Source organism: Lentisphaera araneosa HTCC2155, from assembly GCF_000170755.1.
Taxonomy (GTDB): domain Bacteria; phylum Verrucomicrobiota; class Lentisphaeria; order Lentisphaerales; family Lentisphaeraceae; genus Lentisphaera; species Lentisphaera araneosa.
In genome coordinates, this window is the sequence record NZ_ABCK01000007.1 from 300167 (window position 1) to 312081 (window position 11915).

The window sequence follows — 11915 nt, forward strand, 5'->3', positions numbered from 1 at the left end:
GACAGCTAATCCACAAAAATGAGTTCAAGTTCCTGAGGTTTTTGAGATTGAATTCTATTGAGGATAGCCTCATTAAATGTATAGCGAGATAAGTAAACCGTACGCAAACTTTTGATTCCCTCGAGATAGCGTAAGTCTGACCACTTATTATTGAGGTGAATCACTTCGAGAGGTGCCGTGGAAATGTGCCTCAGGTTACGAACATTCGTTTTCCAAATGTTGATGTCCTTAATCGCTTTGCCTTCAAGTGGTAGGATGTCGTGTACATGTGTAAAACTTATATTGAGCTTTTCTATGGGCATCTGTGCAGTGGCGAGGATGTCGTCAATGTCGGTATTAGAAGCATCGAGTTCCGAGATTGGCAGGTTGTTAAGAGCCGTAATATCATAAATGCCTTTGCTACCGGCAATAGAGAGAGCAAAGGTTCCTCCTAGGTTCTCACTTAAGTCAAATTTAAAGTTGGCGACACTCATTTCTTTGAGGTGAGCCCGAGCAAATTTCCAGCGTTGCTCTTCTGGGTAGATGTAAGTAGCGAGGGAGAGGAAATGGTGGCGTAGTCTTTGGTGACGCTTGAGGGTCTTCATATCTTTTAAAATTTTGGTAAAAGTCGATGAGGTAACGAAATTGTCGTAAGTTTCTTTTTGAGCTTCGATGCAAAATTTGCGAAGCCATTCAGTTTCTAAAGGTCCTTGATAGTTATTGAGCTCTTCGAGTGCTTGAGAGAATTTGTGAAAACCAAAAAGATAGAGCGCGTAATAATAACGAGCTTCCATGAGCTGGGGATCAGAGAGTAGCGATTTTTCGACAAGTTCTAATGAGTGCTGGTAGCTACTTTTTTGATATTCTTTACGGGCAAAATCGAGTAAGTGAATAGCTGTTTGCTTACGAATCTCCATACTGCGTGCATCAGCTCTTTCGGCTTTAAACTGGGCGGCTTCAGCATTTTTACGAGCGACTTTTTCTTGCCCTTCGGCACGGCGGGCCATTTGTTCAGCTGCAATAGCGGCCTCCCGTTCATCTTTGAGACTTTCCATAAAGCTTGCGGTGATAATAACGATGAGAAAGACTGATCCAGCAATGAGTGCACATACTTCTTTGTGACGTTTGAAGAGGAGTTTTAAGAGCGTGAAGAAACCAGCGCCTTCTGCTTCGGTTGCAAAACCTTGTAGGAAAGCTTTGACTTCTTTAGATAATTCATTCACAGTTTGGTAGCGATCATTCGGATCCAAAGTCATGGCTTTGATGGTCACAGCATTCATACTGCGCGATATTTCTCGCTCGGGGCTGCGATTGATCGGTGGGGTGATTTGGCCTTTAAGGGTTTTAGCCACTATTTCCTTTAAATTTGAGCCTTCGATTGAGCGCTTGAGTGTGAGGATTGAATAGAGGATTGCCCCAAGGCAGTAGATGTCAGTTGTATATGATCGAGCACCCACAGAGCTAGTAATTTGTTCGGGAGCCATGTAGCCAGGACTCCCTTTGAGGATGCCGTCTTGAGTCAGTTCAATCGAATCGTTTTTTAAGTTATCTAATTCGGGATCATCTAAAACTTCGTCTCCAGTATTCTGTAATTGTCGAGCTAAGCCCCAATCACAAAGCAATACCTCACCATATTCATTGACTTGGATATTCGCCGGTTTGAGGTCGAGGTGTAAAACGTTTTTTGAGTGAGCAAAAGCCACCGCGTCGCAAATCTTAAGAAATATGTTGAGTAATTCGACCCGAGGATAGAGTTTTTCGTACTGGGAATTTCCTGCTTTAAGCTGATCGAGGATGTCCTGTAAGTTTTCGCCGTGCAATAACTTCATGGTAAAAAAAGGTTCGATCTCGTCTTCTATGCCGATGTCGTGAACAGGAACGATATTCGGGTGTTCGAGTGAAGCCGTTATGCGGGCTTCGCGAATAAAGTTTTTAACGGTTTCTTGGTCAGCAGAATTTTTCATGATGGCCTTGGCCACGCTGCGCTTGGTCAGCCCATCATAGGTATCGAAAATGTATTTCATACCTCCTTCGTTGACAGTGCTATTGACTTCATAGCGTTCGTCTCCGATTTCAAGTTCTTCCAAAAGGCGTAGGTATTCTTGCTCATGTTCATTAAACGCGGCGTCAAAATGATCCATCAAATGAGGAATCATTTCAGGAGTTTTATCCAAGTTTTTTTCGTCCATGAAAATGCCTAAATCGTTTCTTTGCGAGCAGCACAATATAAGCGCTCTAAGCCATTATAGGAGAACTTTTCGGTGATTTCGTACAATAAATGAGAATCTTTAAATGGAATTTTACTGCGCTTGTCAAATAAGGTTTTGCAGGACGATATAAAGAGTAAGACTCAAAAAGGATTTGGGTGAAATAAATTATTAGGAAGATAGTGATGAAAAAAGTATTAGTTTGGCTCTTGTGTTTAAGCTTTGTGAGCCCCTTGTTGGCCAAAGAAGAAAAAGTTGAATTGAGTAAGCTCGAACTTCAAGGGACTTTTAAAAAGGTGCCCTACGGCACCCTATTTATTGATGAAAAAGGTGAAGAGTTTATGCTCCTGAAAAAACCTTTGGAAGAAGTAAAAACCGCACTCGACGACGAAGTCAGTATGACAGTTAAAGTGAAACAGGGCGAGAACCGCCGTCAAATTGTTTACATCGCGAGCTTTGAAGTCGTCGAGTAAAGTTTAAGGTTTTGAGATTGAATGGGGAATATCGGTGGTAATTGAATCAACGCCCCATTCAATAAACTTTTTCGCCTGGCGAGCATCATTAATTGTCCAGACATGGCAATCAGTGCCTTGATTTTGGAGTGTTTGAATCATCTCAGTATTTAAATGATTGTGGGAAGTACTAAGGCCATCAATTTTATAATCCTTCAAGGTTTTTAAAACCGAGTCAAAACTCGGGCTGGGCTTGCCTCTTTTCTTTTTGATATTGCACAGCCATGAGGTGTAGATATGGGGAGCATGCTTTTTGACGTCCAGAAGGATTTTTTCTTTAAAGCTGATTATGGCAATTTGTTCAGGTTTCAAAGAGCTGTTGTTGAGAGCTTTTATAATGGGTTCAAGGGTTTCTGGCCCTGACTTGATTTCGATAAAAATCTTTTTCCCCTTTGGAATAGAGGCAAAGACTTCCTCAATTGTCGGGATCTTTGTGCCCTTAAATTGTTTGCCCTTAAAGGAACCCACATCGAGTTTTTGTAATTCACTCAAAGTCGATTTAGCCACGATTAAATTTTTCCCAGCAGTTCTTTTTGTATTTTGATCGTGAATGCAGACCACATGACCATCTTTTGTGAGTCGAAAGTCAGCTTCTATGGCATCGGCATCGTGCTTCCAGGCTAAGTCAAAAGCAGGGAGAGTATTTTCTGGTGCTTGCTTGGAAGCCCCACGGTGAGCCACAACAAAAGTCTCTGCAAACAGAGGGGAAGAGATGAGTAGGGCGAGAGTTATGAGAAATGATGATTTACTTATCATATGAATGGGCTTTCGTTAAAAAGATTAAAGGATGCTGCTTCCTGTTACTGAGGGCAGTTAAAATAGTTTCGTGTTTTAAACATCCGTCTATTAAACAAGAAGATTAATTTTTTGCTACATAGATCTAGGTCCTCTCTGAATAAGTTAAGTGTAATGGCTCTGACTCAAGAGCAACAGCTGACTGAGATTCATTTGTTTTGTAATAATATTTATGGACTTGTCAAAAAAGTCTTTTTGTCTTGCGTATGTCTTTGTAAGAAAGTTGTGAGCTTGCCGGCCTTTGAGTCAGTAGCTAAGGCGAGCAGCACATATTTATCAATTAGATTTAAAAGGATATTTTGCAATAATGAAGTTTTTTATCACGATAATTTTCAGTTTTATTTACCTTGCTCAAGCAGCAGAGAAACCCAACTTCTTATTCATTTTAGTCGACGATCAATCACCCTTTGATTTGAAAATTTACGATAAAAAATCTCCCCTCGACACGCCGACTTTGGATCGTTTAGCTTCACAGGGCATGGTTTTTGATGCTGCTCATCACATGGGTTCGAATCAGGGGGCGGTATGTAATCCTTCAAGACACATGATTATGTCGGGCCGCAATGTGTGGAATCTTCCTCACGGAGCCATTCGTAAGCTTCCTGCTTCAGCTGATCGTCAAACTCGTGAGCAGATGTGTCCGTCAAATTTAGCAGAGTATACTTTGCCAGCAGTTTTTAACCGAGCGGGTTACATTACCATGCGAACCTGCAAGCAAGGCAATAGCTACCCCGCGGCCAATGTAAGGTTCACAATTCGTCACGATGCGACTAAGCGTGGCGGAACAGCGGAGTCGGGCAGTGCTTGGCATGGTGATCAGGTGATGAATTTTCTCAATGAGCGGGAAACACAAACTACGAAGAAACCGTTTTTGATTTATTATGGTTTCTCTCATCCCCATGATGATCGCGAGGGTACGCCTGAGTTATTGAAAAAGTATGGTGCGATAAATCATCGTGATAAGAATAATCCACCATTACTCAATCCGGAATTGCCAACGCCAAAATTGCCCTATAACTACTTGAGTCGGCACCCCTTCCCTCATGGTCACCCCGGTCTTCGCGATGAAGTGAGTGCCCCAGGGATTTGGCATCATCGCGATGAGGCGACGATTCGCAATGAGCTCGGTCGCGAGTACGCCTGTAGTGAAAATATTGATATTCAAATTGATCGGGTACTGAAAAAATTAGAGTCTATGGGGGAGTTAGACAACACCTATATCATTTACACTTCTGATCATGGTATAGCCATTGGTCGCCATGGTTTGCAAGGTAAGCAAAATCTCTATGAACATACTTTTCGCGTGCCCTTCATCGTCAAAGGTCCAGGTATTCCAGCGGGCAAACGCGTCAAAGGAAATATCTATCTCACAGATATCTTGAGCACGCTCTGTGATTTAGCAGGAATTGCCATTCCAGAATCCAATCAAGGAAAGTCTTTCAAGAAGGTCTTGGAAGCAAAGCAGGATACAGTGAGAGAGACTGTATTTGGCGTTTACGCAGGCGGAACTAAGCCGGGTATGCGCTGCGTCAAAAAGGGCGATTGGAAACTGATCAAGTACGACACCCTCGAAGGGAAAGTGCGGAAGACGCAACTCTTTAATTTAGCGGAAAATCCCGATGAATTACTCAGTGAACATCATCAGGGTGAAATCATTGCCTTGACGGGAAATCAGCCTCAAGCAAAGCAAGTCAACCTCGCCAATGAGCCTCAATATGCAGCAAAATTAAAAGAAATGGAAGCGCTCTTATTAGATCAGATGCGCAAGCACCAAGATCCCTATCGCCTGTGGAACCAACCAGACGAAGGCTTAGTTAGAAAGTAATTAGATGCTATCTAAACAAGAGGAATAGTCTTGCTTCGAGCTCCGCTGCAAGGAATGCCTTTCCTTGATCAGGCGCTTAGCTATGGTCGCGATTCTAATACGATATCCGATGTATATTTTTACTGCTATTGCGGTAAAAATATGTTATTTTGATTGAGATTTTTAAAGACTCCCTCTTTAAACTCAATATTTTACTGTTTAAACAGTAAAATATTGATGTTTTATATATTTTCTATTGGTAATAATGTGGTCACCAGTATTTATTACTGCAAAAGCAGTAATTTGGAGTATTTTTATGGATTACATGAAAAAAATATCTTTAATGGTAAAAGAACATCGTAAAGCCATAGGCTTGACACAACTGGAACTTGCTAATATTGCTGGTGTCGGTAAGACGAGTGTTTTTGATATAGAGAAAGCTAAGCAAAGCATTCGTTTTGATAATTTAGTTAAAGTACTCGAGGCATTAAATATAAAAATTGAATTAACGAGTTCCTATGAAGGCATTAATAATGAGAAGGCTTGAGGTTTCCTTACACGGGGAGCTTGCTGGACACTTAAGTGAGTTTAATTCAAGTACTTATTTATTTGAATATTTAAGTGATTATAAAGGGCCACCTATCTCACGAACGATGCCATGTTCTGTTATTAGATATAAATTTGACCAGTTCCCCCCTTTTTTTGATGGTCTTTTGCCAGAAGGAGCTCAATTAGAGTATTTGTTAAAGAGTATGAAGATTGATGCGCATGATTATCTCTCTCAATTAATTGCCATTGGGGATGATTTTGTCGGTGCGATTTCGATAAAGGAATTATCTGAATGAGTCGCTGTTTGATTTCTATGGAGAATTGTAGATCGGGGGAATATACAGAGAAGTCTTTAAGGCGCTTAAATCCCAAACTTCGTCATTTAAATGTATTAAATTATAATCAAAACGAGCAATTGCGTATTAGTCGTGATCAGGTTGATAAAATTTCCATTCAAGGTGTACAACCTAAGTATAGTGTCAAACTAAGTGTGAGTACAGAGTCTTTTGAATTAGTTGAAAAGTACGGGACATTTATCCTGAAACCGCAAAATCCGGAATGGCAAGAATTTCCCGAAAATGAAGCTTTTACAATGTATATGGCGGGGTTGTATGGCATTGATGTGCCATTAAGTGGTCTGATTAGATGTTCAGATCACTCTCTATCCTATTTCATCAAGAGATTTGATCGTATAGGAAGAAACAAAAAATTACACGTGGAAGATTTTTCTCAGTTGGCAGAGTTGAGCAGAAAAACTAAGTATAATTACAGTCTTGAAAAACTGATTAAATTAATAGAGATTTACTGCACTTTTCCTAAAATTGAGTTGGCAAAACTCTTTCGTATATTCTTGTTTAACTTTTGCTTTGGTAATGAAGATATGCATCTGAAAAATTATTCAATTATTACGAATGCTAAAGGTTTTGTGCAACTGTCACCTTGCTATGATTTATTAAATACTGTTGCAGTATACAGGTTCTATAATAAAGATTTTAAAGACATTGAACAGAGTGCCTTGTCACTGAATGGTAAACGAAAAAAAATAGGGCTAGCAGACTTTAAGACTTTAGCCGAAAAAATGTCTCTTCAGCCTAAGATCATTGATCAGGCATATAAAGATTTAGGACATCTTTTAAAGCAAGCAGAAAATTTATTAACTTTATCATTTATGTCGGAGGAGATGCAGACTTCGTATAGAGAAGTTCTCGCTAAACATTCAAAAATTCTTTTCGCTTAATTATGGGAGTTTGGCAGCACCCTTATTAGATCAGTTGCTCAAGCACCAAGATCCCTACCGCCTGTGGAACCAAGCTGACGGGGGGCTTAGTTAACGATTACCCACAGGCATGATGCGACCCATACGAGAAGGACGCTGTCCCTCTCGAGCTCTCCCTGCAAGGATTTGCCAATCCTTGACCAGGCAGCTAGGGAGGTTTGGCTCCGCTTTATGAACAATCATGAAATAATTTAAAACCTTTATCCAATCTCATGCATCTTTAAGGTCTGAGTAGAAGACGTGTATTTATTTCAGTAATTCTTCCATGGCTTTGCCCATGGCGAGGCCGACGTTCATATAAGTTTTGGCATTGCCGCCGTAGTGGCTATTTGAGGCGCCGCCCATGCTGAGCGGGTGAGTGTAGACGGTTTTTACATCGCCTTTGAATGTTGGGTTTTTCTCTAGGGCAAACATGGCGTCAAGAATCAATTTCTCATTGCCCTTAGCTGTTTCTTTTTTGGTTTGGCCGAGAGTAGCCACGACCATTTTGGCTTTTGGACTATTAAAGTCCTTGCGCAAGGCTTTAAACAAGTTTACAAGATTCTGTTCATACTTGATCGCGTGACCCGTGTTATAGCGATCTTTATCTCCCTGCCACCAAAAGAAGCCGGCGACTTCGTAGCTCTTAGCCCCTGGGTAATACTTGTCGAGATTATTGAGAACGTTTTTTGCCCGTGCAATATCTCCGTCGTACTGAACGCCGGCTTTCCAATTAATGGCTTTGGCTTGCGTACCTTTTTCCCATCGATCGGGGCTTTGGCCATAGCCAGCATAAACGTAGGTCTTCATTTGCTTAGATTTCTTGTCTTTATCTTCGAATACGTAGGAGGGGCTCCCCGGAGGCAGTAAATCCCAGCCCAAACTACGGTTGCCAATACAACTTTTGAGGATTAAAACCGGTTCGCCATACAAGTTGCCCATGTAATGACCGATGCCGATTTCCGGGCCGATTTTACCTTTGTTTATGGTCATGAATTCATTTTTCTTGACGCCGCCTCTACTCTGAGGTCCTCCACTGCCCATGGTGAATACATTGCGAACGTCCTGGCGAGTGATCCAACGGCCTTTTGCATCCTGTAAAAATGGATAGAGACCTTCATTTTTTACTGCGTAATCCAGGCAACCATCCTTCCCCCCGGAGATTTTGCCAAAGCCGAGCATATTCGATTGGCCCATGAGAATAAAAACTTTGACTGGTTTAGACATGTTGGCAGGCTTTGTGTTCGCGCCCACTTTATCTTCAGCCATAAGGCTGAAAGAGTGGAGTAATAAGAAACTAAATATGGCAGTTATAATTTTTGGCATTGTGGGTCCTTTATCGCTGTAATTTGATATATTATTGTTTAATAAAGAATTACGAAGCTTGGATTAAAATATTTTAATTTTTAAAGAATTTTGACACCATTTTAACGAATATATTATATGATATGAGCAATGTCTGCCAATTTTTCGAGTGTGGTGCTGCGACGATAATATGTGTCATGGTTTCACCATGAGAATTGATTTTCACATTATGTTCCGTGGTGTTTGCATCCCAGGCTAGCACGTTTCATGGCTTTGCCATTATTTCGAATTGAAGATAAATCAATCCCGTTGGGATGGCAGGTATTAGCCCCAGGTGTGAACGTGGGGCATAAATGATTTAATCAAAACCGTGTGCCTTTAGGTACACTACATTCCAGGCTAGTACGTATCATGGTTTCACCATGTAAAACGAACCTCGAAGGGATGGCAGGTATTAGCCCCAGGTGTGAACGTGGGGCATAAATGATTTAATCAAAACCGTGTGCCTTTAGGTACACGCCCCCCCCTAAGATATGTATTATGGTTCTACAAAAATAGTAGAGGTATAAAACGACGCCCATGTGGCAACTGTACCAAAACTGTTTGTAGTCAAAGCCAACGACGATGCGATTGTCGGGTTGTAGGTAATAGGTGGTGTAGTTCGCCGTTTGCTGAGCACGCTGAAGCATGGCTGGGTCGTTGCTAGCTTCCGCTAATTGCTTAAGCATGGAGGCCCAGTTAAGGCTGTGTTTAGGAATGACTTAGTTTTATCTGTATATTACAAAGACGAACTGCATTCATCGAGAAGTTGCAGGATGCTGTTGAAGGGGATACCTGAATGGGTTTTGAGGCCAATTTCGCAACTGCGACTTGTGGAGTAGCCTTTGTCACATCCTTGAGCTTGTGTACGGATTTCTTGGAGGGATGATTCATTGAGTTCGGGGTGAGAAAAACCTCTGTCACCAGCAAAACCACAGCAAGCGATCTCTTCCACGGATTTAACCTTCTTGCTACAGGCTTGAGCAATTTTGCTAAGGGCATGAGATTCGCCGGCTTTTTGTTGGCTACAAACAGAGAAGGTCAGTAAGGGCATTTGAGTTTTTTGGATATTTAATAAATCGAGTTTATCGGCAAAAAAACTCGCAGCATCTAAAATCCTTAATTGATCTGTGAGTGTATTCAGCATATGAAAACTACAGGGAGAATTATCGCAGACGATGGGGATGTTGCCTTGTTCAGATAAATCTAATAAGGATTCTTGAAGTTCAATGAGTTTAATTGCTGCCGCATCATTAAAGCCTTTGCTCTCGTAGGGCATGCCACAGCAGAGTTGCTTTTGATTAGGGGGCATCAAAACCTGGTAGCCTGCTTTATCGAGTAAAGACAGAATACTGTTCGGCGTGCTCTTGCCAGATTCTGGAGCTAAAACAGAATTCAGACATGAACTAAAATAAATGACTTTAGGTCCATCTCCAGTAGGCAGTTCTAAGCTTTCATTTTTGGCGGCTTTGGGGTATTTACCTGTGGGTGAGGCTAATTTGAGTCCTGTCTTGATCAAGGATTTACTCAAAGCAAAGTTGTTGGCACTAAATTTGGCTACTGAACGAGTCAAGGTGCTGTGTTGCGAAGTGCGCAATTGCTTAATAAGTTTACCTGTATCTATATCGACGGGGCATTTGGTGGCACACATGCCATCGGCAGCACAGGTATCATTAGCTTGATATTGGAACTCACTTAGCCAAGGTTTTATACCTACTCCGGCATTTTCCTGACGTTTGATTTCTCGCCAAACGGCAATGCGTTGACGTGGAGATAAGGTGAGGTCCTTGGAGGGGCAGGCCGACTCGCAAAAGCCACATTCAATACATTGATCAACGAGTTCATCTGCGGGCGGAATCGGTTTGAGGTTCTCGAGATGAAGTTTAGGATTTTCGGAAATGATGACTTCGGGATTAAGAATTGACTTAGGGTCAAAAAGCTTTTTGATTCTTTTCATTAATGCATAAGCTTTTACACCCCATTCAAGCTCCATGAATGGAGCCATGTTACGGCCTGTTCCGTGTTCGGCTTTGAGTGAGCCGTCGTATTTTTCACAAACTAAATCAGCCAGTTCATCCATAAAAGCAGAGTAACGTAAAACCTCTTTTTGTTCATTGAAGCTTTGGGTAAAAACAAAGTGTAGATTGCCCTCTAGGGCATGACCGAAGATAATAGCTTTAGAGTAGTTATATTTGAGTAATAGTTTCTGAAGGTCTAAAGTTGCGGGAGCCAATTGATCGAGAGGGAAGCAGACGTCTTCAATAATAACACTCGTACCTTTGTCGCGATTAGCGCCTACAATGGGGAAAAGCCCCTTGCGGATCTTCCATAAATTAGCGTAAGTCTGCATTTCTTTGGTGAACTGATAATCGAGTTCATAGGAACTGAGGCATTGATTGACTGCCGTGGTTTTCTCACTCAAAGCATTTTGTGATGAAGCTCTCACGTCAACTAAAAGAGCAACCATACCTGATTCAATTATGTTTGGTACAGCTGGGACATCAGTCATGCAACGCAAAGAAGCTTCATCCATAAGTTCGACGGCATCTACTGAAACCTGTTTTAGCTCGGTGCAGGCAAGGCAGGCTTGTTCAATACTGTTAAAAATAACGAGAGCACATGATTTGTATGGAGGGTCAATGACTGTGTTATAAGTGATTTCAGATATAAACGTTAAAGTTCCTTCAGAACCAATGATGAGGTGAAGCAGGATGTCGAGCGGGTCTTCGAAGTCAATGAAACTATTGAGGCCGTAGCCACTGGTGTTTTTGATTTTGTATTTGCGTTTAATTGTTTCGTGTAATTGCGGGTCTTCTATGATTTCTTGACGGATAGTAGAAAGTTCTTTTAGTAGAGCTGCCTTACGTATTTTAAAATCGTGTACAGATTTAGGGTCACGACTATCTAGAAGTGTTCCATCAGCGAGAATAAGTCTAAGTCCGGCTAGAGTTTGATAAGAATTCTGCGAAGTTCCACAACACATGCCACTGGCATTATTGGCAGCGATTCCACCAATCATGGCAGAATCAATTGACGCGGGATCGGGGCCGATTTTACGCCCGTAGGGCTTTAAGATTTGATTGGCTCTGGCACCAATAATTCCAGGCTGAAGTCGAATGATTTCTCCATTTTGTTCAATCGTATAATCGTGCCAGTCATGGCCAAGTTTAACGAGTACCGAATCGGTGACGGCTTGTCCTGATAAGCTCGTTCCAGCAGTTCGAAATGTGAGTGGCGTTTTGGTTTTATGAGCTTCTTTAAGCAAGGTTTGAATATCAGTTTCATCGGCTGCTTTTACGACGAGCTTTGGGATTAAACGATAAAAGCTGGCATCAGTTCCGTGAGCTAAAAGTTGAAGTGGGCTATCGATGAGTCGCGTCGGACAAATCGCTGCTTGAATATTTGTATGGAACTTAGCGTAGGACATGAACTTAACCTTATTAAGATACTTTATATATGATTATGTATGG

General features: G+C 41.6%; 11 protein-coding genes. 5 read left to right on the forward strand and 6 right to left on the reverse strand.

Going from position 1 to position 11915, the window contains the following annotated elements:
- Nucleotides 1–5: 5 nt before the first annotated feature.
- A complete protein-coding gene (locus LNTAR_RS09580) occupies nucleotides 6–2168 on the reverse strand; it encodes a protein kinase domain-containing protein (RefSeq protein WP_007278490.1) in 2163 nt (720 codons plus the stop codon).
- Nucleotides 2169–2371: 203 nt separating this feature from the next.
- Here LNTAR_RS09580 and LNTAR_RS09585 point away from each other — a divergent pair, with 203 nt between their 5' ends.
- On the forward strand, nucleotides 2372–2659 hold the full coding sequence (locus tag LNTAR_RS09585; protein WP_007278491.1) for a hypothetical protein: 288 nt from the start codon (nucleotides 2372–2374) through the stop codon (nucleotides 2657–2659).
- A gap of 3 nt (nucleotides 2660–2662) precedes the next feature.
- Here LNTAR_RS09585 and LNTAR_RS09590 read toward each other — a convergent pair whose 3' ends face one another.
- Nucleotides 2663–3454 carry a glycerophosphodiester phosphodiesterase gene (locus LNTAR_RS09590; protein ID WP_007278492.1) on the reverse strand — a complete coding sequence of 264 codons (792 nt, stop codon included), beginning with the start codon at nucleotides 3452–3454 and terminating at the stop codon, nucleotides 2663–2665.
- A gap of 346 nt (nucleotides 3455–3800) precedes the next feature.
- On the opposite strand from LNTAR_RS09590, the gene LNTAR_RS09595 reads away from it, so the two are divergent.
- The 4 genes from LNTAR_RS09595 to LNTAR_RS09610 all read left to right on the forward strand — a co-directional run bounded on the left by LNTAR_RS09595 (nucleotide 3801) and on the right by LNTAR_RS09610 (nucleotide 7083).
- Nucleotides 3801–5318 (forward strand): sulfatase family protein, encoded by a 1518-nt coding sequence (locus LNTAR_RS09595; protein ID WP_007278493.1) that lies wholly within the window; start codon nucleotides 3801–3803, stop codon nucleotides 5316–5318.
- 295 nt (nucleotides 5319–5613) lie between these two features.
- On the forward strand, nucleotides 5614–5844 hold the full coding sequence (locus LNTAR_RS09600) for a helix-turn-helix domain-containing protein (protein ID WP_007278494.1): 231 nt from the start codon (nucleotides 5614–5616) through the stop codon (nucleotides 5842–5844).
- A complete protein-coding gene (locus LNTAR_RS09605) occupies nucleotides 5816–6142 on the forward strand; it encodes a HipA N-terminal domain-containing protein (RefSeq protein ID WP_238527745.1) in 327 nt (108 codons plus the stop codon). Before LNTAR_RS09600 ends, LNTAR_RS09605 begins: the two co-directional genes overlap by 29 nt.
- Nucleotides 6139–7083 carry a type II toxin-antitoxin system HipA family toxin gene (locus LNTAR_RS09610; RefSeq protein ID WP_007278496.1) on the forward strand — a complete coding sequence of 315 codons (945 nt, stop codon included), beginning with the start codon at nucleotides 6139–6141 and terminating at the stop codon, nucleotides 7081–7083. The genes LNTAR_RS09605 and LNTAR_RS09610 overlap by 4 nt, the downstream gene beginning before the upstream one ends.
- A 90-nt stretch (nucleotides 7084–7173) precedes the next feature.
- Here the strand turns inward: LNTAR_RS09610 and LNTAR_RS28210 are convergent, their stop codons facing one another.
- The 4 genes from LNTAR_RS28210 to LNTAR_RS09625 form a co-directional block, all read right to left on the reverse strand.
- On the reverse strand, nucleotides 7174–7305 hold the full coding sequence (locus tag LNTAR_RS28210) for a hypothetical protein (RefSeq protein WP_007278497.1): 132 nt from the start codon (nucleotides 7303–7305) through the stop codon (nucleotides 7174–7176).
- Nucleotides 7306–7368: 63 nt separating this feature from the next.
- Entirely contained in the window at nucleotides 7369–8427 is a 1059-nt protein-coding gene (locus LNTAR_RS09615) for a sialate O-acetylesterase (protein WP_007278498.1), read from the reverse strand.
- 467 nt (nucleotides 8428–8894) lie between these two features.
- Complete coding sequence (locus LNTAR_RS09620) at nucleotides 8895–9134, reverse strand: hypothetical protein (RefSeq protein WP_007278499.1); 240 nt, start codon at nucleotides 9132–9134, stop codon at nucleotides 8895–8897.
- A 50-nt stretch (nucleotides 9135–9184) separates the two neighbouring features.
- Nucleotides 9185–11872, reverse strand: a complete 2688-nt coding sequence (locus LNTAR_RS09625; RefSeq protein ID WP_007278500.1) for an FAD-binding and (Fe-S)-binding domain-containing protein — start codon at nucleotides 11870–11872, stop codon at nucleotides 9185–9187.
- Between the last annotated feature and the right edge of the window lie 43 nt (nucleotides 11873–11915).